The organism is Tateyamaria sp. syn59 (assembly GCF_007995245.1).
In the GTDB taxonomy this organism is placed as follows: domain Bacteria; phylum Pseudomonadota; class Alphaproteobacteria; order Rhodobacterales; family Rhodobacteraceae; genus Tateyamaria.
Genome location: NZ_VCBA01000008.1, coordinates 144076 through 168419 on the forward strand (window position 1 = coordinate 144076; position 24344 = coordinate 168419).

At 61.3% G+C, this 24344-nt stretch carries 25 protein-coding genes; 18 read left to right on the forward strand and 7 right to left on the reverse strand.

Translation table 11 applies throughout. From position 1 onward, the window contains the following. The first annotated feature begins 37 nt into the window (after positions 1–37). From ade to FD715_RS16045, 3 genes are all read left to right on the forward strand, one after another. Positions 38–1852 carry an adenine deaminase gene (ade, locus tag FD715_RS16035; RefSeq protein ID WP_147111973.1) on the forward strand — a complete coding sequence of 605 codons (1815 nt, stop codon included), beginning with the start codon at positions 38–40 and terminating at the stop codon, positions 1850–1852. Further along, positions 1849–3309 carry an AMP nucleosidase gene (locus tag FD715_RS16040; protein WP_147111976.1) on the forward strand — a complete coding sequence of 487 codons (1461 nt, stop codon included), beginning with the start codon at positions 1849–1851 and terminating at the stop codon, positions 3307–3309. The genes ade and FD715_RS16040 overlap by 4 nt, the downstream gene beginning before the upstream one ends. A gap of 152 nt (positions 3310–3461) precedes the next feature. Continuing rightward, on the forward strand, positions 3462–3749 hold the full coding sequence (locus FD715_RS16045; RefSeq protein ID WP_039684873.1) for an HU family DNA-binding protein: 288 nt from the start codon (positions 3462–3464) through the stop codon (positions 3747–3749). Between the two features lie 54 nt (positions 3750–3803). Here FD715_RS16045 and FD715_RS16050 read toward each other — a convergent pair whose 3' ends face one another. Continuing rightward, positions 3804–5171, reverse strand: a complete 1368-nt coding sequence (locus FD715_RS16050; protein ID WP_147111979.1) for a DUF3179 domain-containing protein — start codon at positions 5169–5171, stop codon at positions 3804–3806. Positions 5172–5302: 131 nt separating this feature from the next. Here FD715_RS16050 and FD715_RS16055 point away from each other — a divergent pair, with 131 nt between their 5' ends. From FD715_RS16055 to FD715_RS16105, 11 genes are all read left to right on the forward strand, one after another. Then, the gene (locus tag FD715_RS16055) at positions 5303–6172 is read left to right on the forward strand and encodes a DMT family transporter (protein ID WP_147112259.1); all 870 of its coding nucleotides are present in this window, start codon (positions 5303–5305) and stop codon (positions 6170–6172) included. 72 nt (positions 6173–6244) lie between these two features. Further along, positions 6245–6643 carry a thioredoxin family protein gene (locus FD715_RS16060; RefSeq protein ID WP_147111982.1) on the forward strand — a complete coding sequence of 133 codons (399 nt, stop codon included), beginning with the start codon at positions 6245–6247 and terminating at the stop codon, positions 6641–6643. Continuing rightward, the gene (locus FD715_RS16065) at positions 6597–7613 is read left to right on the forward strand and encodes a GlxA family transcriptional regulator (protein ID WP_147111985.1); all 1017 of its coding nucleotides are present in this window, start codon (positions 6597–6599) and stop codon (positions 7611–7613) included. Before FD715_RS16060 ends, FD715_RS16065 begins: the two co-directional genes overlap by 47 nt. A gap of 61 nt (positions 7614–7674) precedes the next feature. After that, positions 7675–8922, forward strand: a complete 1248-nt coding sequence (locus tag FD715_RS16070) for a glycosyltransferase family 4 protein (protein ID WP_147111988.1) — start codon at positions 7675–7677, stop codon at positions 8920–8922. A gap of 3 nt (positions 8923–8925) precedes the next feature. Beyond that, positions 8926–9696, forward strand: coding sequence for an NAD(P)-dependent oxidoreductase (locus tag FD715_RS16075; protein WP_147111991.1), 771 nt, complete (start codon positions 8926–8928; stop codon positions 9694–9696). Further along, positions 9693–10304, forward strand: coding sequence for a sugar transferase (locus FD715_RS16080; protein WP_147111994.1), 612 nt, complete (start codon positions 9693–9695; stop codon positions 10302–10304). The genes FD715_RS16075 and FD715_RS16080 overlap by 4 nt, the downstream gene beginning before the upstream one ends. A 200-nt stretch (positions 10305–10504) precedes the next feature. Next, the gene (locus tag FD715_RS16085; protein WP_147111997.1) at positions 10505–12412 is read left to right on the forward strand and encodes a nucleoside-diphosphate sugar epimerase/dehydratase; all 1908 of its coding nucleotides are present in this window, start codon (positions 10505–10507) and stop codon (positions 12410–12412) included. A gap of 166 nt (positions 12413–12578) precedes the next feature. After that, positions 12579–14693, forward strand: a complete 2115-nt coding sequence (locus tag FD715_RS16090; RefSeq protein WP_223274923.1) for a YjbH domain-containing protein — start codon at positions 12579–12581, stop codon at positions 14691–14693. After that, positions 14690–15376: a YjbF family lipoprotein gene (locus tag FD715_RS16095; RefSeq protein ID WP_147112003.1), complete on the forward strand. Its 687-nt coding sequence runs from the start codon at positions 14690–14692 to the stop codon at positions 15374–15376. Before FD715_RS16090 ends, FD715_RS16095 begins: the two co-directional genes overlap by 4 nt. 116 nt (positions 15377–15492) lie before the next feature. Beyond that, positions 15493–15741, forward strand: coding sequence for a hypothetical protein (locus FD715_RS16100; RefSeq protein ID WP_147112006.1), 249 nt, complete (start codon positions 15493–15495; stop codon positions 15739–15741). A 266-nt stretch (positions 15742–16007) separates the two neighbouring features. Beyond that, on the forward strand, positions 16008–16268 hold the full coding sequence (locus FD715_RS16105; RefSeq protein WP_147112009.1) for a hypothetical protein: 261 nt from the start codon (positions 16008–16010) through the stop codon (positions 16266–16268). A gap of 527 nt (positions 16269–16795) precedes the next feature. On the opposite strand, the gene FD715_RS16110 is transcribed toward FD715_RS16105, so the two are convergent. Continuing rightward, positions 16796–17320, reverse strand: a complete 525-nt coding sequence (locus tag FD715_RS16110; RefSeq protein WP_147112012.1) for a glutathione peroxidase — start codon at positions 17318–17320, stop codon at positions 16796–16798. A gap of 117 nt (positions 17321–17437) precedes the next feature. Between FD715_RS16110 and msrB the strand changes: the two genes are divergently transcribed. The 3 genes from msrB (at position 17438) to FD715_RS16125 (ending at position 18630) form a co-directional block, all read left to right on the forward strand. Continuing rightward, positions 17438–17881: a peptide-methionine (R)-S-oxide reductase MsrB gene (gene msrB / locus FD715_RS16115; protein WP_147112016.1), complete on the forward strand. Its 444-nt coding sequence runs from the start codon at positions 17438–17440 to the stop codon at positions 17879–17881. Then, on the forward strand, positions 17878–18384 hold the full coding sequence (gene msrA, locus FD715_RS16120; RefSeq protein WP_147112019.1) for a peptide-methionine (S)-S-oxide reductase MsrA: 507 nt from the start codon (positions 17878–17880) through the stop codon (positions 18382–18384). Before msrB ends, msrA begins: the two co-directional genes overlap by 4 nt. A gap of 72 nt (positions 18385–18456) precedes the next feature. Beyond that, a complete protein-coding gene (locus FD715_RS16125; protein ID WP_076629672.1) occupies positions 18457–18630 on the forward strand; it encodes a DUF1328 domain-containing protein in 174 nt (57 codons plus the stop codon). A gap of 50 nt (positions 18631–18680) precedes the next feature. Here the strand turns inward: FD715_RS16125 and FD715_RS16130 are convergent, their stop codons facing one another. The 5 genes from FD715_RS16130 to FD715_RS16150 all read right to left on the reverse strand — a co-directional run bounded on the left by FD715_RS16130 (position 18681) and on the right by FD715_RS16150 (position 23944). Continuing rightward, on the reverse strand, positions 18681–20672 hold the full coding sequence (locus tag FD715_RS16130) for a hydantoinase/oxoprolinase N-terminal domain-containing protein (protein ID WP_147112022.1): 1992 nt from the start codon (positions 20670–20672) through the stop codon (positions 18681–18683). Between the two features lie 35 nt (positions 20673–20707). Further along, positions 20708–21742, reverse strand: coding sequence for a tRNA epoxyqueuosine(34) reductase QueG (gene queG / locus FD715_RS16135; protein ID WP_147112025.1), 1035 nt, complete (start codon positions 21740–21742; stop codon positions 20708–20710). A 66-nt stretch (positions 21743–21808) separates the two neighbouring features. Continuing rightward, positions 21809–22474 carry a glutathione S-transferase family protein gene (locus tag FD715_RS16140; RefSeq protein WP_039684904.1) on the reverse strand — a complete coding sequence of 222 codons (666 nt, stop codon included), beginning with the start codon at positions 22472–22474 and terminating at the stop codon, positions 21809–21811. A gap of 57 nt (positions 22475–22531) precedes the next feature. Beyond that, positions 22532–23257: a monofunctional biosynthetic peptidoglycan transglycosylase gene (gene mtgA, locus FD715_RS16145; RefSeq protein ID WP_147112029.1), complete on the reverse strand. Its 726-nt coding sequence runs from the start codon at positions 23255–23257 to the stop codon at positions 22532–22534. Between the two features lie 36 nt (positions 23258–23293). Continuing rightward, positions 23294–23944 (reverse strand): SGNH/GDSL hydrolase family protein, encoded by a 651-nt coding sequence (locus FD715_RS16150; protein ID WP_147112032.1) that lies wholly within the window; start codon positions 23942–23944, stop codon positions 23294–23296. 166 nt (positions 23945–24110) lie between these two features. Between FD715_RS16150 and FD715_RS16155 the strand changes: the two genes are divergently transcribed. Continuing rightward, the gene (locus FD715_RS16155) at positions 24111–24344 is read left to right on the forward strand and encodes a hypothetical protein (protein WP_147112035.1); all 234 of its coding nucleotides are present in this window, start codon (positions 24111–24113) and stop codon (positions 24342–24344) included.

The window sequence follows — 24344 nt, forward strand, 5'->3', positions numbered from 1 at the left end:
CACTTGCAGGCCCCAGGGCCCGGTGAAATATTGGGTCATGGAACACGACCTTTCTTCCACCCCCTTCCCCGCTTGGCCTGACGTTGCCCCTGACCTTGTGAATGTCGCCGCTGGCCGCGCGCCCGCCGATACAGTCATTCGCGGCGGCATCTGGGTCAACGTCCACACGCGCGAAGCGCTGCCGGACCACGACATTGCCATCAAACACGGGCGCATCGCCTGTGTCTTGCCCGACGCCAGCGCCCAGATCGGGCCGGAGACCGAGATCATCGAAGCCAAAGGTCGCTACATGATCCCCGGCCTGTGCGACGGGCACATGCATATCGAGTCGGGCATGCTGACCCCCGCCGAGTTTGCCGCCGCTGTCATTCCGCACGGCACCACAACCATGTTCACCGACCCGCATGAGATTGCGAACGTCCTTGGCCTTGAAGGCGTGCGCCTGATGCATGACGAGGCGCTGATGCAGCCCGTGAACATCTGGACGCAAATGCCCTCCTGCGCGCCCTCCGCGCCGGGGATGGAGACGACAGGCTACGAGATCAGCGCCGAGGATGTGGCCGAGGCCATGGCATGGCCAGGCATCATCGGTCTGGGCGAGATGATGAATTTTCCCGGCATGGCCAATGCCGACCCTCAAATGCTGGCGGAGGTTGCCGCGACCCAGCGCGCAGGTAAAACCGTCGGAGGACACTACGCATCCCTCGATTTAGGGTCAGATTTCGCGGCCTACGTCGCTGGTGGACCGGCTGACGATCACGAAGGCACATGCGAGGCCGACGCCATCGCGCGCATGCGCCAAGGCATGCGATCCATGATCCGGCTGGGCAGCGCGTGGTATGACGTGGAAACGCAGATCACGGCCATCACTGAAAAGGGGCTCGACCCCCGCAACATGATCCTGTGCACCGACGACTGCCACTCCGGCACGCTGGTGAATGACGGGCACATGAACCGCGTTGTCCGGCACGCCATTGAGTGCGGATGCGACCCGCTCGTGGCGCTGCAAATGGCGACGATCAACACGGCCACCCATTTCGGGCTGGAGCGTGAGATCGGGTCGCTCACCCCAGGCCGCCGGGCGGACATGATCCTGACCTCTGATCTCAAAAGGCTACCAATTGAACAGGTCATCGCGCGCGGAAAAACAGTCTCTATCAACGGCGACTTGACGGTTGATTGCCCCCATCTCGACTGGCCCGCCAAGGCGCGAGCTACGGTAAACATGGGCGCACCGAAAACCGCTGCCGACTTCGAAATTGCAGCGCCCGAGGGCCGCAACTCCGTCACCGCCAACGTCATCGGCGTGGTCGAGAACCAGGCGCCCACCAAGGCCCTGAAACGCGACATGCCCGTCAGCGATGGCAAGGTCGAACCCCACGGCGACACCTGCCAGATCGCACTGGTCGAACGGCATCGGGCGACCGGTGGCGTGACCAATGCGCTTGTATCTGGATTCAATTACCAGGGCAAAATGGCCATGGCCTCGACCGTGGCGCATGACAGCCACCATATGATCGTCGTCGGCACCAACCGCGAGCAGATGGCCCTTGCCGCCAACCGGCTGGCCGAGGTCGGCGGTGGCATCACCATCTTCCGCGACGGCAAAGAACTGGCGCTGGTCGAACTGCCCATCGCGGGCCTGATGTCCGACAGCCCCGCCCGCGATGTCGCCGCCAAGGCCGATCAGATGGTGCAGGCCATGGTCGATTGCGGCTGCACCCTGAACAACGCCTATATGCAGCACTCGCTGCTGGCGTTGGTCGTCATTCCTGAACTGCGCATCTCTGACCTGGGACTGGTCGATGTCCGCACGTTTGATTTCATTCCAGTCCTTGAGCCAACAACATGAGAACACTTGAACAGGCCGGTCACGGCCACACCGAATTCCACGACGCCAAGGCCGCAGTGGCCCACCTGCAGGAGCTTTATGACGATGCCGTCGAGTTCCTCAGCCAGCAGTTCCAGCACGCAATGGAACACGGCGCACCCGAAGGGCGCGTGCGCGCCTACTACCCTGAAATACGCTTCACCACATCCACCTACGCGCAGGTCGACACACGGCTCAGCTTCGGCCATGTGGCCGATCCCGGTACCTACGCCACGACGGTCACGCGCCCCGACCTGTTCAAGAACTACCTGACCCAACAGATCGGCCTGTTGATCACGAACCACGGCCAACCGGTCGAGATCGGCTATTCCAACACACCCATGCCGGTGCATTTCGCCGTGGCCAATGAAAAGAACATCACCGTCCCGCAGGAAGGGGCTGCCGCCTTTCCCCTGCGCGACGTCTTTGACGTGCCGGACCTGACCAACACCAACGACGACATCGTCAACGGCACGTATGAGCCTGTCGGCGGCATCGGCCCGCTGGCCCCGTTCACAGCCCAGCGCATCGACTACTCGCTGGCGCGGCTGTCGCACTACACCGCAACAGACGCGCACCACTTCCAGAACCACGTGCTGTTCACGAACTACCAGTTCTACGTCTCCGAGTTCGAAGCCTATGCCCGCGCGCAACTCGACGACCCTGACAGCGGCTACACTTCCTTCGTCTCGACCGGCAATGCCGAGATCACGGCGGGCGATCAGGACCTGCCCGCCAGCCCCAAGATGCCGCAAATGCCCACCTACCACCTCAAGCGCGAGGACGGGTCGGGGATCACGCTTGTCAATATCGGCGTCGGCCCATCGAACGCCAAAACGGCCACCGACCACATCGCCGTTCTACGGCCCCATGCCTGGCTGATGGTCGGGCACTGCGCGGGCCTGCGCAACTCTCAAGCCCTTGGCGACTTCGTTCTCGCCCACGCCTATCTGCGAGAGGACAACGTCCTCGACAACGACCTGCCGCCTTGGGTTCCGATCCCCGCGCTGGCCGAAATCCAGATTGCACTGGAGGAGGCGGTGGCCGAGACCACGCAACTGAAGGGCTATGAGCTCAAGCGCATCATGCGCACAGGCACCGTCGCCAGCTATGACGACCGCAACTGGGAACTGCGCGACCAGCACGGGCCAGTGCAGCGCCTGTCCCAATCGCGTGCCATCGCGCTCGACATGGAAAGCGCCACGATTGCGGCAAATGGCTACAGGTTCCGGGTGCCCTACGGCACGCTTCTATGCGTGTCCGACAAGCCGCTGCATGGCGAATTGAAGCTGCCGGGCATGGCCTCGAACTTCTACAAGGAACAGGTGGCACGCCATCTGATGATCGGAATTCGGGCGATGGAGCACCTGCGGACCATGCCGCTGGAACGCATCCACAGCCGGAAATTGCGCTCGTTCGAGGAAACCGCCTTCCTGTAAGGGCCGCCTGACAGCACGTAAACGGCGAAAAACAGCGGAAAACCCCTTATTTTGGCTTGCCATGAGCCACTATTCGTTGTGTGTTCGCACAACATTCCGTTATATTGCGGATCAGAGGCCCAAGAACTCGGGCAGACGAAGGAGACCATGAAATGGCAAAACCAATGACAAAAACCCAACTCGTCGCCGCGCTGGCTGAGGAAATGGGGACAGACAAGAAATCCGCAGGCGGCGCGCTTGACGCGATCTGTGGCCTGATCACCAAGGAAGTGTCAGGCGGCGGCGCAGTCACTCTGCCGGGCGTTGGCAAGATCTACTGCCGCGAGCGTCCCGAGCGCATGGTGCGCAACCCTGCCACGGGTGAGCAGTTCAAGAAGGAAGCGGACAAGGTCGTGAAAATGACCATCGCCAAAGCGCTGAAGGACAGCGTGAACGGCTAAGCCCAGCTTTCGCAAGGTTTTCTAAGGGTCGCCTGTCGGGCGGCCCTTTTTTGTTCAGCCGTCGAACACCGTGGCCGCATCGCCCAAGTAGTTGTCCCAGGCAAACCAATAGCTGATATGCCCAGCAACCCGCTGCAACCGGGCGCCATCCGGGCCCAGCAACGCATCCTCGGTCACGCGCCACGCCTCTCCGTTCTGATCCGCGATCTTACCGCCAGACTGGGTAAAGGTCCTGTCGCCGCGCTCATAGGCCCGCACGCTGCGTTTGCCGGTATCTCCAATCAGCAACAGCGGCGTATCGGCGATCCCATCATTGATGAGCGGTCGCCCGTTGAAGGCCTCCAACGGCCATCCCCGCGCGGCCCCGAACTCGCGCACGGCAAAGATGTAGTCTTTCTGCGCATGGTCCCGTTGATCCACAACCGCCGGGAACATCAGGTCGGGCGAGGCAAAATAGTCATTATAGACCACACCCGACCCATAATCGCGCCGGTGCCCGGTGTTCAGGCTCAACACCTTGGTCCCCGGATTCGACGCTTTCCAACTGTCCCACGTCGTGATGACCACAGGGCGCTGCTGCAGCTCGATCCCGCTATCCACAAGTGGGCCGTTCACCGGCTTGCCCGTCCACTGGTTCCACAGCGAATGCGTCTCGCGGTCGAACATTAGCTTGTTTGAGCGATAGAGGAACCCAGACGACCCAAACACCAGCGGCTTCGTCCGCCCCGGCACATCCGTTTCAAACAGAATGCCCGACCCGCAAAGCGTGCAATAGGCCAACGCCACCGGCACGCCACCTATCACCTCGTTGAACATCTCGTGCCAACCCATGATCCGCAGCGGATAGGCGCGCACGTCCCCATTGATCGACACGCCAAAAACCAGATCGTCCCCGCGCAGATAGTCGGCGTCACCCGCCGCAATCAGTTCCGGATTGTCGAGTGACGGGATACCGTCCTTCACCACCCCGCCCCAGGCAATCTCCTCCAGCCGGATGCGCATCTGATCGGGTTGGATATGCTCGGGCCGCAGGAACAGATCGAAATTGTCATCAATCCGCAGCATCACCTCCCGCTTGTAGGTCGGAAAGTCGGGATGAGGCTTGATCTGCGGGTTCTGCTCCTGCCACAGCATCCACTGGAACCAGTCGGTGAAGTATTCCTCGCCCGTGATCGCCTCCAACACCTGTGCAATCTGCGGACCGCGGGAGCGCGAAAAGCGCAACGCGGTGATCAGAGGTGCGGCCATGTCAGGCTGTCCGCGCTCTTCCACCCACTTCAACGCCGCTTCAAACTCGGTCGTGGGTGCAGACAAGGGCGCGCGCATCGCATCCAAAGCGCTGACGCTTTGCGACAAGGCGGCATGGGGCAACAGGGCACCGGATAAGGTCAGGCCACCAAAGGCGCGGCGGGTCAGGGTCATGTCGGTCCTCCATCGTTGCCCGACCTGTCTGCACCGAAACGCGATCACATACATTGCAAAGGGCCGTGAACAGCGCCTTGCATCTGGGCGACATTTCCCCGAACGTCCGCCCAAGACGCAAGGGAACGGTCATGGACATCCGCGCACTTCTGATGGGCCTGACCTTTGCCCTGATCTGGTCCTCGGCCTTCACCTCAGCCCGGATCATCGTCACGCACGCCCCGCCACTGGCCGCGTCTTCGCTGCGCTTTTTCATTGCTGGCTGTATCGGTGTCGCCATCGCGCGGATGATGGGTCAGACGTGGAACCTGACGCGCGACCAATGGCGGGCCACGCTGATCTTTGGCCTGTGCCAGAACGCGATCTATCTGGGCCTCAACTTCTACGCCATGCAAACGGTCGAGGCATCGCTGGCCTCAATCATCGCCTCGACCATGCCGCTGATAGTCGCCTTTGCAGGCTGGATCGTGTTCCGGGACAAGCTGCCGCCGCTGGGGATCATCGGTCTGGTGCTGGGGATCACGGGCGTGATCCTGATCATGTCGGCGCGGCTGGATGCAGGGGTGGATATGTTCGGCGTGGCCCTTTGCGTCATCGGCGCTATCGCCCTGACAATCGCCACACTGTCGATGCGCACCATGTCCTCGGGCGGGAACCTGATGATGGTGGTCGGGCTGCAAATGTTCGTGGGCGCAATCGTGCTCGGCATCGCCTCTGCGTTCATCGAAACCATCGAAGTCACACCAACCCCGGCCTTCTTTGCCGCCTTTACCTACACCGTGTTTATCCCCGGCCTCGCCGCCACGTGGATATGGTTCGCCTTGGTGGCCCGCATCGGCGCTACAAAGGCGGCGACGTTCCACTTTCTCAACCCGTTTTTCGGAGTCGCCATCGCCGCGGCACTCCTGGGCGAACGGCTTGGGCCACAGGACATTCTGGGGGTCACGATCATCACGGCGGGCATTCTTGCGGTACAAGTGTCACGACAGGCCAAAAGCTGATAAGCAAACTCTTGCGCACCGGACACGCCGCCATATGGTGGGCCAACTGTTTCAGGTTCCGGAGCCCATTTGATGCACCGCCGCACATTCATTCTGTCCACCGCAGCGCTCGCCATTCCGGGCCTCAGCGCCGCCTACCCGGCCGAGACATTCACGCCCGCCATCTGGCGCAGCTTGCGTGAAACAGACCAGACGGTCGTGATGAACTTCCGGGCCGCGTGGTCGCTGACTTGCCAGATCAAGGCCGACCTGATCGCCGAAGCATTGGCCGAGAACCCCGCCTATACAAACCTCACATTCCTGAACGTCGATTGGGACACCTTCGGGCCGTCACAAATGACCCAACGGCTCAAGGTGGAACGCCGCTCGACCCTGCTGGTGATGAAAAACGGCGAAGAGGTCACGCGGCTTGTGAACGAACCCCATGCCCGCAAGGTCCGTGCGCTTCTGGACGCCGCCCTTGCCGCCTGAGGCCGCAGCGCCCCGGCGCTATGCCTTTCTTCTGATCCCCGGCTATTCCCAACTGGGCTTTGCCTGCGCACTCGAAGCGCTCAGCCTCGCCAACCGGCACCCCTCAGGCCAAACATACTATACCTGGCGGGTCGTCGGCGAAACAGCTGAGCCAGTCCCTGCGTATAACGGGATCACGACAACAGTGGATGCGGCCCTGCCTGAACTTTCGCGCGACGAAACGCTCGTGGTCTGTGCAGGCAGCCGCGCCGCCGAAGGCAGCACGCGTGCGGTCCTGAACTGGTTGCGGCGGGAAACGCGCAAGGGCATGGATTTCGGTGCGCTGTCGTCCGGCACTTACACCCTTGCCCTTGCCGGATTACTGGCGGGCAAGACGGTGACGACGCATTGGGAATACCGCGATGCGCTGATCGAACTTCTGCCCGACGTCATCATCGAAAACAGTCTTTATTCAAAGGATGGGCGCATCTTCACGACCGCCGGTGGCGCCGCCTCGATGGACATGATGCTGGACCGGATCAAGGATGACTATGGCATCGACCTGGCCACGTGGGTCGCGGACCAGATGGTCTATACTGATCCGCGTGCGGCCAGCCACGGGCAGCGCCTGTCCCGGCGCGCACGCCCCGACATGGCGCATGGCAAGCTGGGGCTCGCACTCCAGATCATGGAAAACAACCTCGAAGATCCTTTGCGACCGGACGAGATTGCAGAGTTGATTGAGCTGAGCACGCGACAACTGGAGCGGCTCTTTGCCAAGCATCTGGGCATGTCCCCCAAGCGTCACTACCTGCAACTGCGGCTGGAAAAGGCACGCGGACTGCTGCGCCAAACCAGCATGAGTGTGACGGATATCTGCGTGGCCTGCGGGTTCCGATCACTGTCGCACTTCTCGAAAAGCTACCGAGGCACATTTGGCCTGAGCCCCGGCCAGGAAAAGCGCGGCACCGGGTCGATGTGGCCCGCTTAGCCGCGATTGCGGTGCGCCACGACGCGCGGTATCTACACGCAAAAAAGGGACGCGTTGGTTTATGAAATTACTTTTTGTGCACCAGAACATGCCGGGTCAGTACCGCGAACTGATCCAGTGGCTCGCGGCGCAGGGGTCGCATGAGATCGTGTTTCTGACGCAGCGCAAGAACGCCCCCGCATTCGCCGGTGTGAAGACCGTCAAGTACAAGACGCACCACACCGCCAACGAAGACGCCTACGGCCTGTCGCGCACCTGGGAGAATGCCGCAGGCAATGGTTTTGGCGCCGTCATGGCCCTGCGCGAGATCGTCAACGGTGGCTTCACCCCCGACATCGTGATCGGGCATGTTGGATGGGGCGAGATGTCCTTTTTCCGCGAGGTGCTGCCCGACACGCCGATGATAGGTTTTTTCGAGTACTATTATTCGGTGCACGGCGGCCCGGTCGGCTTTGACCCTGAAAGCCCGGTCAGTGAACACGCGCCTTTCATCATGCATGGCCACAACGTGGTACCGCAGGTGAACATCAACGTGGTGGATGTTGCCCACAGTCCGACCTATTGGCAGCGTGACCGCTTTCCCAAGCAATTCCACGACAAGATTTACGTCTGTCACGACGGCATTCGCACCGACAAGCTGAAGCCGAACAAGAAGGCGCAGGTGACGCTGGGCCGGATCGGTCGCCCGCTCACCCGAAAGGATGAAATCGTCACCTTCATGTCCCGCAACCTCGAAACCACGCGGGGCTTTCATCAGTTCATGCGCGCCGTTCCGCACATTCAGACAGCGCGGCCGAACGCCCGGATCCTCGTGATTGGTGGCAACGACGTATCCTATGGCGGCAAGAACAAGCATCCCGGTGGCCTGCGCGGCCAGATGGAGGCCGAAGTCGGTCACCTGATTGATTGGGACCGACTGCACTTTCTGGGTCAGGTGCCCTTCGAAAGCTATCAGTCCATCGTCCAGATCAGCGCGTGCCACCTCTACCTGTCGATGCCTTTCGTCCTGTCATGGTCGCTGCTGGAGAGCATGTCGATGGAGGCGACGATTGTCGCCAGCGACGTGGCTCCAGTGCGTGAGGCGATCACCCATGGTGAAACGGGCCTGTTGGTCGATTTCTTCAATCCCGAAGCGATTGCGGCACAGGTTGCTGACGTTCTGGCCAGGCCGCAGGACTTTGCCCACCTCGGACCTGCCGCGCGGCAACATGTGGTCGACACCTACGACTTTGAAACGGTCTGCCTGCCCGAGCATATTACCCAGATCAACGCGCTTGTCCCTGCGGACAAACAGATCTCAATGGGCTGAGCGATGCGGACCGTGATCCTTGGCGCAGGCGGAAAACTCGGGCGGCTGTTGCGTCCGCGATGGCCGGAGAGCGTAGAGTGGACCACCCGAAAGACGCTCGACATAAATGATGCCGCACAGCTGTCTCGCGCCCTGACCGGGGCGGATGCCGTGTTTTGCCTTGCTGGTGTGACGCCGAGTAGTGACCAGCCCATGGACTGGAACATCAACCTCGCCCAGCAAACGCTTGACGCAGCCCAGGGCGCGCATGTCTTTCTGTTTTCGTCGGCAGCGGTCTATGGCGCGCTGCCCGGCGCGCTATCCGAGACTGGCCCAACATCACCGCAAAGCGACTACGCCACCGCCAAACTCGAGATGGAACGCATGGCCCACGAACACAGCAACCCATGCACGGTGCTGCGACTGGGCAATGTGGCCGGGGCCGACGCGATCCTAGGCGGCTGGAAGCAAGGCTTTACTCTGGACCGGTTCCCGGACGGGCGCACGCCGGCGCGCAGTTACATCGGACCCGGCAGGCTGGCGCAGGTGCTGCACAGGCTTGCGCGCACCCCAGACTTGCCACCGACCTTGAATGTTTCGGCACCCGGCGCTGTCTGCATGGGTGACCTGCTGGATGCGGCCGGGCTTGACTGGGAACCGCGCCCTGCGCCGGCACGGACAATCGCCAAAGTGCATCTTGATACGACCCTGGTGGAAGGGATTTATCCCTTTGTGCCGACGGACAGCACAGCATCGGGTATCGTTCAGGACTGGAAAACCGAGGAAACGGTATGACCTGGCGCAAACGCATCTTCGATCTGTTCTTTGCCAGCCTGCTGGTCGTCATTCTGGGCCCCGTCATCCTGTATCTGATCTGGGTGATCTGGCGGAAACAGGGGCGGCCTTTGTTTTATGTGGCCGAACGGATGAAAACCCCGACAGAAAGCTTCGGGTTGTGGAAATTCCGCACGATGACGGTCGTCGATACAGATCAGGGGGTGTCGGGCGGGCACAAGGATACGCGGATCACGCCCCTGGGGGCAAAACTGCGCGCCAAGCGGCTTGATGAGTTCCCGCAGCTTTGGAACATCCTCAAGGGGGACCTGTCCTTTGTGGGCCCACGGCCACCGCTGCGCGAATATGTCGAACGCTTTCCCGACATCTACGAACAGGTGTTGCAATCACGGCCCGGCGTCACCGGCCTGGCCACGATCCGATTTCATAAACACGAGGGGCGGCTGCTGGCGCGCTGTAACACCGCCGAAGAAACAGACGAGGTCTATTGCAAGGTCTGCGTTCCCCGAAAGGCCCGGCTCGATCTCATCTACCAACGGAATCGAAGCACGTGCTACGACTTCGACCTCGTCTTTCAAACCATCGGGAACCTGTTTCGAAGACGCTGAAAACGCGTCAAAGCCTTACCGAATCGTTAAATTTGTGTAAGAAGCTGCCGATGACGCACAAAAAATAGGCAATTTTTGGCACTTTTCCGCTGCGGGAGCCTTCGATTTTTCTGCAGCTGCAGTATACCGGCACGAATTTGATACGTAGAGGTGATAGCGGTGACTGAAGCCTACAAAGGGCGAGGGACCAAGGGGGCAACATGTTGAATCTGCTCAAGTCACTTTCGCGCACGCAAAAGCGAAATATTCTGATCGCAATTGACACGAGCCTCATTCCAGCCGCGCTTCTCTTTGCATTCAGCCTGAACCTGTCGACGCAAACCGCCTGGGACAGCTTTGTCGCGTACGTGCCGATCCTGCCCTATATGCTGATCGTTTCGGTCGCGCTGTCGCTGTGGCTGTGCATCTCCACATCGACGCTGAATGACTATGATACGGGGTCCATCGGGCGGACCGGGGTCTTCTCCGGACTGCTGGCGATGACATCGGCGCTGTTGACGACGGCTGCAAACATGCCACTGCCGCTGTCAACACAGATCACCTTCGGCATCTCGTTTTTCGTGTTCTCGATCATGAGCCGGGCCATCCTGCTGCAGATCGTGCTGGCGATTTATCGAAAGGGAACGGATCGATGCCGCGTGCTGATCTATGGCGCAGGCACGACCGGGATGCAGCTGGTGTCGGCCCTGCGCAATCACGAACAGATCGAACCGGTTGCCTTTGTCGATGACAACCAGGCCCTACAGGGTTTGAACGTCCTGCGCTTGCCGGTCTACAGCCCGGTCCGCATTGCCGAGATCGTGGCCGAGGGGCGCATCGACCGCGTGCTTTTGGCCATCCCGTCGCAAAGCCACCCCAAACAGATGCAAATCGCACGCCGTCTGCAAAAGATGGGGCTTGAGGTGCAAACGTTGCCCTCATTCTCGCAACTGATCGGAGAAGAGGCACTGGTCGACAAACTGACACCAGTGAACGCGCGCAACTTTTTGGGCCGGGACGAGGTGATGACCCCGCGGGACGGCGGTGGCGAAGCGTATGTCGGACGCCGTGTCCTGATCTCGGGCGCGGGCGGCTCCATCGGCTCGGAACTCAGCCGTCAGGTGCTGGAGTATCATCCGGAAAAGATCGTGCTCTATGAGCTGAGCGAGCTTGCGCTCTACCAGATCCACCAGGAACTCGCCCAACTGGCTGAAGGCAGCAACATCGAAATCGTGCCACTGCTGGGCTCGGTCACCGATGCACGCCAGGTGCGCCGCGTCCTGGCCGACCACGATATTCAAGTGGTGCTGCACGCCGCTGCATATAAACATGTGCCGCTGGTCGAGTTTAACCCGCTCGCGGGGCTGGCCAACAACGCGCTCGGGACACAAACGCTGGTCACCGAAGCGGCAGAGGCAAGCGTTGAACGCTTCATGCTGATCTCCTCGGACAAGGCCGTGCGGCCCACCAACATGATGGGCGCATCGAAGCGTTTGGCCGAACTTGTTGTGCAAGACATCGCCAACCGGGTGGCCGCACCCAAGGGCCTGAAATTCTCCATCGTCCGGTTCGGAAACGTGTTGGGATCGTCCGGGTCCGTCGTGCCACTGTTCCAAGAACAACTGCGCCGGGGCGGGCCGCTGACGGTCACCCACCGCGAGGTCGAACGCTACTTCATGACGGTGCAGGAGGCGGTCAATCTGGTCCTGCGGGCCGGGTCCATGGCGAAGGGCGGTGAAGTCTTTGTTCTGGACATGGGCAAGCCGGTCAAAATTGAACAACTAGCACGCCAGGTGATCGAAAGCGCGGGCTTTACCGTGCGCGATGTGCAAAACCCGGACGGCGATATTGAGATTGAGTTCACCGGCCTGCGTCCGGGCGAGAAAATGACCGAAGAGTTAACGCTAAGCGGCACGCAAGTCGGCACCGGCCACAAAAAGATCTTCTTCACCAACGAAGAGGGGCTGAGCGAGATCGAAGTGGCGTCGGCGATGCGCTCGCTCCGTCATGCGCTGGCGGCCAGTGACGAAATCGCCGCTCGGGCCACAGTCAAGCGCTGGGTCGAAGGGTACAGCGCGCCCAAGGATGCGCCCGAGGCAAGCCGGGAATTCGTTGCGCCTGTATCTTGAAAGCCGCGCTTTTCCGCTAGTTTGGCGCCCTCATGCCTCCAAGATTGTTTAACGTATAGGCCCATGTTTAATGGCTTTAACAAACAAAGAACGACCGGACAGTGAACACATGCCTTTGCGGATAAGATCGCTTGTTTTGGCCGGCCTGAGCAGCCTGCCCCTTGCCTTGGCCCCGCAATTTGCAGCGGCACAGAACCGCGAAGCCCCGAAACCCAAGGTTGTCACCTCTGCCCCGACCCTGAACTTCTACGGTTTGCCCGGCCTCATCGACACGCCCTCGGGCGAGGCTATGCCGGATGGCCAGTTGGCGATTGGTATTTCCAATTTCGGCGGTCAGACCCGGACGACGTTGTCCTTTCAATTCTCGCCCCGGATCACCGCCAGTTTCCGCTACATCGGCATCCAGGATTGGAACTCGGACGGGTTCGATACCTACCGGGACCGCAGCTTTGATTTCCGCTACCTGCTGCTCAAGGAACGTCAGTACCGTCCCGCCGTCAGCGTGGGTCTGCAGGACTTTGCGGGCACCGGCATCTATGCAGGCGAATACCTGGTCGCGACCAAGAATTTCATCCGACCCTTCCGCCTGCCCGGTCGCGCCAAGGTCACAGCCGGCCTGGGGTGGGGGCGTCTGGGCTCTTCGGGGTCCATCGGCTCGATCTTTGGTGAGGATCGCCCGGCATTTGACCCCAACGGCACCGGCGGCGAACTTGCGACCGATCAGTGGTTCCGCGGTCCCGTCTCTCCGTTTGGCGGGATCGAGTGGCAGTATAACGACCGCCTCGGATTCAAGCTGGAATACTCGCCCGACGCCTATGAGGCCGAAACATCGCGCGGCGTTTTTGAACGCGAGTCGCGCGTCAATTTCGGGGTCGAGTATCAGTGGACAAACGCGATTCGGGTTGGTGCCTACTACCTGTATGGTTCGGAACTGGGCGTGAACGCCCAAATACAGTTCAACCCCAAGCGTCCGGCCACGCCGTTCACATTGGCAGGTCCACGCCCGATTATCGTCCGACCCTCGCGCGAGGCAAACCCGGCCTCCTATGACACGGCCTGGGCTGCCTCGCAAAGCGCACCCATGATCCTGCGCGACGTTGTCGAGCCCGAATTGACCGAAGACGGCATTCGCCTCGAGAGCCTGCAAGTCACCGCCAACCGGGCCGAAGCGCGCGTGTCCAGCTCACGCTACGCAAACCTTGCCATCGTGGTGGGCAGAACAGCCCGCGCGCTGGCGCGCCAGCTGCCGCCCTCGGTCGAAGTCTTTGACATCGTCCTGATGAACGAAGGCCTGGCATTGTCGACAACGACCATTGCACGGCGCGATCTCGAAACGCTCGAATTCCGGCCCAACGCAGCATACGCGTTGCTGGCGGCGTCCGAAATCTCGGACGCGGCGCCCCGCGCGCCCGCCGGCGCAATCGACGGGACACAGGCTTATCCACGCTTCAGCTACTCGCTCGGACCATTTATCCGCCCAAGCTATTTCGACCCGGACCGTCCCGTCCGGCTTGACGTTGGCCTGTCGGCCCAAGGACAGTACCGTTTTGCCCCCGGCTGGCTGCTGAGTGGCGAGGTCCGGCACAGGCTGGCTGGCAACATCGACAGCGGTCGCGAATCCAACTCTGTACTGCCACGCGTGCGCACCGATGCCCTGCTCTATGCCCAGGCGGGTGACACGACGATTGAAAACCTGTTTGTCTCGCGCCAATGGAAAACGGGCAAAAACACCTACGCCCGTGTAACAGCGGGCTATCTCGAACAGTTCTTTGGTGGCGTCTCGGCGGAATTCCTCTGGAAACCCGCCGCCAGCCGACTGGGGCTCGGGATCGAGGCGAACTATGCCAGACAGCGCGACTTTGATCAGCGGTTTGGCTTTCAGGACTATGATGTCGCAACGGGCCACATCTCGGCCTATTACGACTTCGGCAAGGGGTACTACGGCCAGGTCGACGTGGGCCGCTATCTGGCCGGTGATGTCGGCGCCACCTTCACCGTGGAACGTCAGTTCGCAAACGGCTGGCGCGTCGGCGGCTTCTTTACGCTGACAGACGTCAGTTCCGAAGAATTCGGCGAAGGCTCGTTTGACAAAGGGATCAACATCACGGTCCCGACCAGCTGGTTCATCGGCCAACCCAGCCGTCAAACCGTATCAACCACGATCCGGCCGGTACAACGGGACGGCGGCGCACGGTTGAGCGTTTCTGGTCGCCTCTACGAACAAATTCGCACCGGCCACATCACCGAGCTGAATGCAGATTGGGGAAGGGTCTGGGAATGATAAACGGACTGAAATCCCTCGCGGTCTGTGCCGCACTCTTGGTTGCGGGCTGCTCCGGCGGCACCGACGAACAGAACACGCAGGCCAGCCAGTTCCGCACTGTATTGGACGCCTATCGCGCGGGTCGGCAGGAGGTGCCCCCGGCTCCAGAACTCACGCCAGCCCTTATCGCGAGCCTGACGGTCCCAGCACTCGAAGTGACAATTGAAAACCGCGATGCAACGGCCTTTCTTGTGCCATTCTCAGAACGACGTGACGCGGGTCCGGGCCTCATCCGGACATGGCGCAGCGCTGACGATGTGCAAATCACCGTGCGCGACGGCGTGATCGCCGCAACACGCGGGGTCACCAACGATATCGGGTCCGTGGACGCGGATACAGCGGTCAAGGCAATCCAACAGCGCGCGCCGATCTCCGGAAAGCATACGCTCTACATCAAGAACGGGAACAACGGGATTGATGAGATCCCACTCGATTGTGAAATGCGCATGGTCAGGAACGAAGATCTCGTGATCGTTGGCCGGTCCTTCCCGGTGGTGCATCTGCAGGAAAACTGCACCGGCTGGAAAGGCGTCGTCGCCTTTGACTATTGGGTGGACCGACGCGACGCGACGGTGTGGCAAACGCGCCAATGGTCGGGACCAGAGCTTGGATATATCCGCACCCGCTTGCTCAAAAAGTGATCAGCTTTCCGCGTTGCAGCAAAAATGTATCAGAAACGGGAACAGAACAGCGAAGCAGATTGTATTTTTGCTGAAACTGTCCTAGCTAATCCTCAGGACGTTATAGGAGTCATATCATGACCAAGACATTCAAACTGATTTCCGCAGCGGCTTTGGTTGCAGCAACATCCACCGCAGCGCTGGCGCAGGACGTGCCCTTGAACTCGACCGTTTCGGGCGGCCAGGGTAACGAAATCCAACTGGGCCAAGGTGAAGCGGGCGCATTGGCTGTACCGCCTGCAGCAGTGATCGCAGTGACCGCAGCTGTGCTTGTGATTGCAGCAGGGTCGTCCTCGTCGACCACAACAACGACCGGCGCACCTTAACAAACGCCTGGTTGTAAACAGAATTCTCGAAAGGGCTTGCTTCGGCAGGCCCTTTCTTTTTTGCCTGACACTCTGATCAGGAAATCACCGATCGCGTCCCTCACCACATGGAAATTCGCAATCGCTCGCAACCTTTCGCCGTGCGCACGGTGCAAAACCGGCAAGGAGCCTCCTGTCACCGATGCTGCGGCGCAGCGCTCTTGTACATAACGTACCGGCGGCAAATCTGTGTGGATGGTCCAGACTAGCGAAAAGGTACCCTTCGAATGATTCGCACTTTCTTTGCTGCGACCGCTCTGACCCTCGCAGGATTTGCGATGCCAGCAGTGGCTCAGGATGCAGCACAAACACCGCCACCGGGGCCCGCGGCCAACACACCGCCCCCCGCTACGGGCAACGAACTGTTTGCCGGCGGTCTGACGCCCGCCGCAACGGCGGCCATTGTCGGTGTCGGCATTGCGGTCGTTGCAATCGCTTCAAATGGCAGCAACGGCACGACGACAACAACGACGACGGGCACGCAGTAACACCCGTTCGACTTTACAAAAGATGAGCGAGGGCTTGCTTCGGCAGGCCCTTTTCTTTTGCGAGGCACAGATCGGCTGAGGCGCTATAGCGTCCCGACCCGATACAAAAACCGCAGCGACATGCGGTCTTTCGCTGTGCGCGTCTTGCAAAAACGGCGAGGTGCCTCCTGTCGCAATTGCTGCAGTGCGGCGCTATTGCGTATGACCCACACTGACGAAACCTAGGGACACCTTGAAACCAACCGGAAGGTATCCTCAGAATGCTTCGTTCTTTCTTTGCTACGACCGCTCTGGTCTTCTCAAGTATCGCTGGGCCTGCAGGGGCTCAGGATGCAGCGCCAGCACCTCCGCTTGGCCCTGCGGCAACGACACCTCCGCCGTCGCCAAGCGGCGGACTGCTTGGTGGTACGCTTACTGCCCCACCATCAGCTGCCGCAATCAGCGCGGCAATGGCGGCCGTTGCCACCACCACGACGACCGGTACTGGCACAACGACAACAACCGGTACGTCGCCGTAACGTTAAACATCACTCTCGGTTAAGCTCTGCCTCGATGCTGCGGCGCACAGGTCGTGACATCGGGGCAGATTGTGCGCCCCAGGTCTCGATCACCTGGCCGTCTGCGCCAACCAGAATCTTGTTGAAGTTCCAGCGCGGCACAAAGCCGACCTCGTCCTTCACCGCCTGATAGAAAGGGTGCGCATCCATGCCTTTCACGGACAGGATGTCCGTCATCGGCATGTCCAGACCAAAGGCGATCTCGCAGAACTCCCGCACCTCCTCCGCACTGTCCAATTCCTGCCGGAACGTATCAGAGGGCACAGCCAATACCACCAGCCCACGGTCGCGGTAGGTGTCATAAAGTGTCTGCAGATCTTCATACTGCCGGGTGAACGCGCATTGCGACGCCGTGTTGACGACCAGCACCGGTTGGCCCGCCCATTCCGACATGTCCAGCGTTCCGCCATCAATCGACGGAAAGGTAACATCCCGCATACCGGCACTGGCCATCTGCCCTGCGAGCAGACAAAGCATAACAACAAAAGCGCGCATGATGACCCTCCAGGTGCGTTTCTGGCTGACAGATAGTCCGCGATCCGGACAGGTCACGCCCTTCCAATTCGCTTTACCCGCACCACATAAAGGCCGAACAGAAGGGAGTGGCACACCATGGCAACCTACACCAAAAACCCCGACGTCATCGCGACCCTGTCGCCCGAAGAGTTCTATGTCACGCAGGAAAGCGGGACAGAACGCCCCGGCAGCGGCAAGCTGCTCAACAACAAGGAACCGGGGATCTATGTCGACATCGTCTCGGGCGAGCCGCTGTTCGCGTCGTCCGACAAATACGAAAGCGGCTGCGGCTGGCCGTCCTTCACCAAACCCATCGACAACGTCACCGAACACCACGACGCCAGCCACGGCATGATCCGCACCGAAGTGCGCAGCAAATACGGCGACAGCCACCTCGGCCACGTCTTCCCCGACGGCCCACGCGACCGCGGCGGCCTGCGCTATTGCATCAATTCGGCCTCCCTCCGCTTCGTCCACCGTGACGACATGGAGGACGAAGGCTATGGTGACTACCTAAACCAAGTGGAGGATGTAGCATGAGCGATCAACGCGCCGTACTGGCAGGCGGCTGTTTCTGGGGCATGCAGGACCTGATCCGCAAGAAACCGGGGGTCAAGGCAACGCGGGTGGGCTACACCGGCGGCGATGTCCCCAACGCGACCTACCGCAACCACGGCACCCACGCCGAAGGGATCGAGATCATCTACGACCCCTCGATCATCACCTACCGCGATCTTCTGGAGTTCTTCTTCCAGATCCACGACCCCACCACGCTGAACCGGCAGGGCAACGACGTGGGCCTCAGCTACCGCTCGGCCATCTACCACGTGGACGAGGCCCAAAAACAGGTGGCCCATGACACGATCGCGGACGTCGAAGCCTCCGGCATCTGGCCCGGCAAAGTCGTGACCGAGGTCGAACCGGTCGGCGACTTCTGGGAAGCCGAACCAGAGCACCAAGACTACCTCGAACGCTTCCCCAACGGCTACACCTGCCACTTCCCACGGCCCAATTGGGTCCTTCCGAAACGCGCTGCAGAATAAAGTTCGGAACAATCGGTAAGGCCCCACGTTCTTTCTTCAAGACAGCAACTGATAGATAGAAAGGACGAACAAATGCTTGGTTGGGCACTGACCTTCCTGGTGATCGCCCTGATCGCCGCACTGATGGGCTTTGGCGGTATCGCCGGGGCATCCGCAGGGATTGCACAAATCCTCTTCGTGATCTTCCTGATCCTGTTCGTGGTGGCCATGGTGGCACGCGCCGTTCGGGGTCGTCCCCCGGTCTAAGGCGACCACAAGAGATCTCAAAAAAGGGCGGGCCGCTTGGCTCGCCTTTTTTATGCCTGCGCGATGCGTGGCCGACCAGCGGCCTCCGCCGTCAGCGTCGCCTCCACAAACACCTCCCGCGCCTCGGCCTGCACAGTGCGAATGTCCCGCGACACGCGCAGCTCAATCTCCGACGCGCCCGCAGCACGCGCCGCAGCACGCGCATCCTCCGCCAAAACAGTCTCTAACTTGGCCAAAGCGGCCTCTGATCCGGCAAAATCCTCCGGCCCCGTCGGCAAATGCACCCGAAACCGACCCTCGCTCGGCGCCGTCACCGTCCCGCTCCGACGAACAGTTACACGACCCACAACGGCACCAATGGCATTCGCCACGCCACCATTTTCGGGCAACTGCATCTCACAGCCCAACCGCTCTCCCACCGCCGGATAATACGCCCGCGCCGACGCCCCCAATCCAACCACAGGCACATCCAAACCGGTGGACACCCGCACCAACCCGCACGCATCCGACAGCCCTCGCTGCATTAAGGCATGAGTAGCCAGCCCCTCATCCAACCCATCCTCCGCCAGCGCCGCCTGCAACAGCGCCACGCCGGTCTGATGCGTCAACTGGTCCACAACCATCCGCGCCATCTGCTCAGGCTCGGAAGCCAAACGCTCCCCCGCCCCGGTCCGCCGCCGCCCGAACAAGACGCAAGCCATCCGCGCAGCCTCCGCATCCCAATCCGACAGATACCCAAGGACATGGCTCGCATCCGAAGGCGTAAGACCTGCAACCTGCACCAGCCCTCGCGCCACCAACCGCTTCAACGCCGCCTGATCCATCCGGGTCCGCAACACAGCACCAAGCCCCTGCACCCCGCCACCGATCCGCTCCAACAACGCCGCATCCCGCGCCACCAACCCGTCGGCAGACACGCCTGGAACTGCCCGCCCAAAGCGCCCATCATGCTCCCCCGGCGTCGCACTCCGCATCTGCGCCTCAAGCAGCGGCAAAACGACTTCCCGCGCCTCATGCGCAATCAAGGAAACAGGCAAGACGCGGCGCGGCCCAAGGGTCACACCCCCCTGCAAACCCTCCGCCACAAAATGCACCTCACTGTCCCCGCCCAGACCCGTGGTGCGCATCGCCACCGCCTCGACCATCGTGCGGTGCGGCCCCACCCGTGCGCCATCCCGGTCAATCACTGGCCGCCCGCCGCGCAGCACAGCCACATCCGTCGTCGTCCCGCCAATGTCGCTCACCAACGCATGATCGGCCCCCGTCAGCCACCGCGCGCCAACAATTGACGCCGCCGGTCCGCTCAGGATCGTCTCGATGGGCCGCCCCCGCGCCTGCGCCGACGACATCAACGCCCCGTCCCCGCGCACCACCATCATCGGCGCGGTGATCCCAATGCGCCGCAACTCCGCCTCGGCCCGCCCGATCAGCGCGTCAATCATCCCGATCAGCCGCGCATTCAACACCGCCGTCAGCGCCCGCTTCGGCCCACCCAGCTTGGCCGACAACTGATGCGATGCAGACACGGGCCGCCCCGTCACCTCGCGCACCATCTCCATCGCCCGCAGCTCATGCGCCGAGTTCCGCGTCGCAAATTGCGCCGCCACCGCGAACCCGCTCACGGCATTCATATGTGTCTCTAAAAAAGCCCAAAGCGCTGCTTCATCCAACGGCGCAGCCTCCGCCCCATCATGCCCGTGCCCTCCAGCAAGCACACAAACCGGATCGTCACCCAAGGCCTCGGCCAGCCCCTGCGCCGCCAGATCCTTCTCCCGAAACCCGATGTAGATCAGCGCGACACGCCCGCCCTGCCCCTCGACCAGCGCGTTGGTCGCCAGCGTCGTGGAAAGCGAAGCCATGCCCACCTCACCAGCTTGCACACCAGACGCGCCAAGCACGGCACGCACCGCCTCACCCACGCCGACAGCCAGATCATGGCGCGTCGTCAACGCCTTGGCACGGGCCAGCACCCGCGCCTCGTCCTGCATCAAAACCGCATCGGTATAGGTGCCGCCCGTATCCACACCCAGCAAAATGGCCATGCCCGCTCCCCGTCTTTTCTAGCGGCCTACCGCGCCTATTCGCGACCCGTCGCGCCCAATTGCGTCACCGCCCAGCGCGCCGCGTCCGCCACGGCTGGATCGGGATCATCCACCAGCGTCTGCACGGCGGGAACCAACTCCAGCAGCCCCGAATTGCCAATGGCATAAGCCACATTGCGCACAAACCGGTCCCGCCCGATCCGCTTAATGGGCGACCCGGAAAACTGCGCCCGAAATCCCGCATCATCCAAAGCGGCCAACTCCGCCAAAGGCGGCGCGCCAACAGCCCCCAAATACCTCATATCACTCGCCGCCACGGCAAACTTGTTCCACGGGCACACGGCCAGACAATCGTCACAACCATAAATCCGGTTGCCTAAACCGGGCCGCAGCGCCTCATCCACCGGGCCCTTATGCTCGATGGTCAGATACGAAATGCACCGCCGCGCATCGAGCTGATAGGGCGCAGGAAAGGCATTCGTCGGACACACATCCAGACAGGCCCGGCACGACCCGCAATGGTCCAGCTCCGGCGCATCCGGTTCCAACTCCAACGTGGTAAAAACAGACCCTAAAAAGGCCCAATTGCCCCACTCCCGGCTCACAAGGTTGGTATGCTTACCCTGCCAGCCCAGACCCGCGGCCTGCCCCAAAGCCTTCTCCGGCACTGGCGCAGTATCCACAAACACCTTCACCTCGCCCCCGGCCTCGGCAATCAACCATCGCGCCAACCGTTTCAGCCGCTTCTTGACGATGTCATGGTAGTCCCGCCCCTGCGCATAAACAGACACGGCCGCCAACTCCGACCGCTCCAACACGGCGAGCGGATCATGCTCCGGCGCATAACTCTCGGCCAACATGATCACCGACCGCGCCTCGGGCCAAAGCGCTGCGGGGTTCCCACGCCAATGCATCCGCTCGGCCATCCACCCCATCTGCCCATGGCGCCCGGCCTCAACGAACGCCTCCAACCGCTCTGCCACCTCCGGCACAGCGTCCGGCCGGCACACACGCGCCATGATAAACCCCTCATCCAGAGCACGCCCTATGACCCGCTCTTTCAGGTCCATCTCTTCCCTGTTTCAAAAAAATCCTCGGGGGTCTGGGGGCAGACAGCCCCCAGTCCGACAGAATGATCAGAAATCCAGATCATTATAGTGCCGCGGCGGCGGAAACCCTGGCACCTGATCTGCCAGGATCGACCGAAAGGCCGGGCGCGACTTGATCTTCGCATACCAATCCTTGACCACCTCACTGCGGTTCCAATCCACATCAGAGATATAGTCCAACGCAGACAAATGCGCAGCCGCCGCAAAATCGGCCAGGGTCATCACATCCCCCGCCAACCACCGGCGGTGATCCAGCAACCACGTCATATAATCGAGGTGATACTTGATCGCCTTCGCCCCATCCTTGACGTTGCGACTGTCCGGGAAGCCCTGCCCCATCACCTTCTTGTTCACCCGCTCATAGAGCAGCTTCGACGTCACCTCATTGTGAAACTTGTCGTCAAACCACCCCACCAACCGGCGGACTTCCAGCTTGGCCACAGGGTCCGAAGGCATCAGCGACGGCTCAGGCCGCGTCTCCTCGATATACTCGCAGATGGCGGCACTCTCGCTCATCATCACGCCGTCCAGACGCAGCACAGGCACCTTGGCCGCCGGGTTGCGGCGCAGGAAATCCGGATCTGCCTCCCAATACCGCTCCTCAACCAGCTCCACCTCGATCTTCTTCTCGGCCAAGCTCAGACGCACCTTGCGGCAAAACGGAGAAAGCGGAACGTGGAACAGGCGGGCCATGGACAATCCGGGGTCTATAAATGGGTCAGGCATCCATGCACGGCGGACGCCGGTTTTTCAACTCTCGAAACAACGGGCACGACCATCCGCGCGGATCGTGGCTGCCCCGTCAAGGATGCTGGCCGCACGCTTGCGCACAAAGGATGACGGCTGGCTCGCCGACCGGCCCTTGGGGTTCGGCAGGATCGCGGCCAGACGGGCCGCCTGTGTGCCAGACAAATCCGCAGGCCCCACACCAAAGTAGTGCCGCGCGGCAGCCTCTACGCCAAAGACACCCTCGTCGAACTCGGCCACGTTCAGATAAACCTCAAGGATCCGCCGCTTCGACCACAGCGCCTCCATCAGCGGGGTCATCGCGGCCTCCATCACCTTCCGCACCCAGGACCGGCCATGCCACAGAAACACGTTCTTCACGACCTGTTGACTGATGGTCGACGCACCGCGATTGCTGCCCTCGTCAATCGCACGACGAATAGCCACCACATCCAAACCCCAATGATTGCAAAAATTCGCATCCTCCGCCGCCACAGCCACACGCGCCATCACCGGAGCAATCTCCTCCATGGGCACCCACTGGTGATCGACACCGCCCAGACGGCGGCTTTCCTGCATCATGTAAAGCGTGGTCGGCGGGTTCACGACGGACCACAGCAGGGTCACAGCAACCGCCAACAGAAACACCACGCTTACGACCCGCAGCGACCACCGAAAAAGCCATCGGCCGGGCCGAAACGCACGTTTCGCCGTCTTCTTTGTCGTCCGCTTACTGCTCTTTCTTGCCATGCGCACAGCTATAGGGCGCGCACTGCGCCATGAAAACTACCGCGCGAGCGATTGCGCCAGATAGGTGCCGATACGACGCGCCCCGGACGGCGAGGGGTGAATGCCGTCAAAGGCAAAAAGCGACCGATCTGACGGGTCCATCACATCCTCGCTGTCCAGAAACCGCACACCGTCGGTCTGCGCGGCAAAGCGGGCAAGGCGCGTATCATACTCCACCAGATACGGACGGCACCCGTCAAACTGCCCCGACCGCGCACTGGCATAGTATCCCATCCACAGCACCTCCGCCCCGGTCTGCCGCAACCGCATCAGGAAATCGGGCACCTCACCGCTCAGGTCCGGCCCGATCAGGCCATCCAACACGCCATCACAGGCACTGCACGAACAATCGTTCAGAAAATCGTTGGCCCCGCCATTGATCAGGATCACGTCCCAATCGCCCTGCCGAAACTGCGCCCGCACGTCAAACCCGACAGCACGGCCCAGCGCGGACGCATTGGAAAAGCGCGACGCGGCAACAGCCTCATTCTCCACCTGCGCGTCCAGCAAATCGCCCACGACAGAAGGAATGTCGCGCCCTGTCCACTTGTGCCACGCCATCAAACTGTCGCCGATGGCCAGCACGCGCAAAGGCTCGGCAGACACCGCCGACCCCAGCAAGATCAGAACCACAGCCAAAAACCGCATAGGTCAAAGATATGTCGGCCGCGCACGGATACCACCAGCAACACACGATTCACCAATTCATCAGAAAACTCTAATCAAAAACAAAACGTTAATCGCTTCGGGGCAAAGGCTGATTCTGTTAACCTCTTTTCGGGTGAGGGCACCTTTTCGTGCTCGGAGACAGGAGATGATTGAAACCACAAACGGCGTCCAACCCGGCGCCATCGCCCCGCAATACCGCGTGCTGAACGCGACCGACGCCGCCCTTGTCTGGGTTCTGAAATGGGGTGGCGACACGGACCACGTGATCGCCAACAAGCTCAGCACCATGCCCAGCAAGGTCGCCGACATCCTCGCTGAAAACACCCATGTCGGCAGTAAGGACCAGGCGACCAAGATGGTCGCCCAGTCCAAGGATTAG

What these genes read in the sequence shown, in the direction of transcription:
- FD715_RS16065 (WP_147111985.1), top strand. Translation starts at nt 6,597, where the DNA reads ATGCCCGCAAGGTCCGTGCGCTTCTGGACGCCGCCCTTGCCGCCTGAG.
- FD715_RS16055 (WP_147112259.1), top strand. Translation starts at nt 5,303, where the DNA reads ATGGACATCCGCGCACTTCTGATGGGCCTGACCTTTGCCCTGATCTGG.
- mtgA (WP_147112029.1), bottom strand. Translation starts at nt 23,257, where the DNA reads ATGGCAAGAAAGAGCAGTAAGCGGACGACAAAGAAGACGGCGAAACGT.
- FD715_RS16140 (WP_039684904.1), bottom strand. Translation starts at nt 22,474, where the DNA reads ATGGCCCGCCTGTTCCACGTTCCGCTTTCTCCGTTTTGCCGCAAGGTG.
- FD715_RS16110 (WP_147112012.1), bottom strand. Translation starts at nt 17,320, where the DNA reads ATGCGCGCTTTTGTTGTTATGCTTTGTCTGCTCGCAGGGCAGATGGCC.
- FD715_RS16150 (WP_147112032.1), bottom strand. Translation starts at nt 23,944, where the DNA reads ATGCGGTTTTTGGCTGTGGTTCTGATCTTGCTGGGGTCGGCGGTGTCT.
- FD715_RS16045 (WP_039684873.1), top strand. Translation starts at nt 3,462, where the DNA reads ATGGCAAAACCAATGACAAAAACCCAACTCGTCGCCGCGCTGGCTGAG.
- FD715_RS16105 (WP_147112009.1), top strand. Translation starts at nt 16,008, where the DNA reads ATGATTCGCACTTTCTTTGCTGCGACCGCTCTGACCCTCGCAGGATTT.
- queG (WP_147112025.1), bottom strand. Translation starts at nt 21,742, where the DNA reads ATGGACCTGAAAGAGCGGGTCATAGGGCGTGCTCTGGATGAGGGGTTT.
- FD715_RS16050 (WP_147111979.1), bottom strand. Translation starts at nt 5,171, where the DNA reads ATGACCCTGACCCGCCGCGCCTTTGGTGGCCTGACCTTATCCGGTGCC.
- msrA (WP_147112019.1), top strand. Translation starts at nt 17,878, where the DNA reads ATGAGCGATCAACGCGCCGTACTGGCAGGCGGCTGTTTCTGGGGCATG.
- FD715_RS16060 (WP_147111982.1), top strand. Translation starts at nt 6,245, where the DNA reads ATGCACCGCCGCACATTCATTCTGTCCACCGCAGCGCTCGCCATTCCG.
- FD715_RS16155 (WP_147112035.1), top strand. Translation starts at nt 24,111, where the DNA reads ATGATTGAAACCACAAACGGCGTCCAACCCGGCGCCATCGCCCCGCAA.
- FD715_RS16095 (WP_147112003.1), top strand. Translation starts at nt 14,690, where the DNA reads ATGATAAACGGACTGAAATCCCTCGCGGTCTGTGCCGCACTCTTGGTT.
- ade (WP_147111973.1), top strand. Translation starts at nt 38, where the DNA reads ATGGAACACGACCTTTCTTCCACCCCCTTCCCCGCTTGGCCTGACGTT.
- FD715_RS16080 (WP_147111994.1), top strand. Translation starts at nt 9,693, where the DNA reads ATGACCTGGCGCAAACGCATCTTCGATCTGTTCTTTGCCAGCCTGCTG.
- FD715_RS16075 (WP_147111991.1), top strand. Translation starts at nt 8,926, where the DNA reads ATGCGGACCGTGATCCTTGGCGCAGGCGGAAAACTCGGGCGGCTGTTG.
- FD715_RS16070 (WP_147111988.1), top strand. Translation starts at nt 7,675, where the DNA reads ATGAAATTACTTTTTGTGCACCAGAACATGCCGGGTCAGTACCGCGAA.
- FD715_RS16085 (WP_147111997.1), top strand. Translation starts at nt 10,505, where the DNA reads ATGTTGAATCTGCTCAAGTCACTTTCGCGCACGCAAAAGCGAAATATT.
- FD715_RS16040 (WP_147111976.1), top strand. Translation starts at nt 1,849, where the DNA reads ATGAGAACACTTGAACAGGCCGGTCACGGCCACACCGAATTCCACGAC.
- FD715_RS16125 (WP_076629672.1), top strand. Translation starts at nt 18,457, where the DNA reads ATGCTTGGTTGGGCACTGACCTTCCTGGTGATCGCCCTGATCGCCGCA.
- msrB (WP_147112016.1), top strand. Translation starts at nt 17,438, where the DNA reads ATGGCAACCTACACCAAAAACCCCGACGTCATCGCGACCCTGTCGCCC.
- FD715_RS16100 (WP_147112006.1), top strand. Translation starts at nt 15,493, where the DNA reads ATGACCAAGACATTCAAACTGATTTCCGCAGCGGCTTTGGTTGCAGCA.
- FD715_RS16130 (WP_147112022.1), bottom strand. Translation starts at nt 20,672, where the DNA reads ATGGCCATTTTGCTGGGTGTGGATACGGGCGGCACCTATACCGATGCG.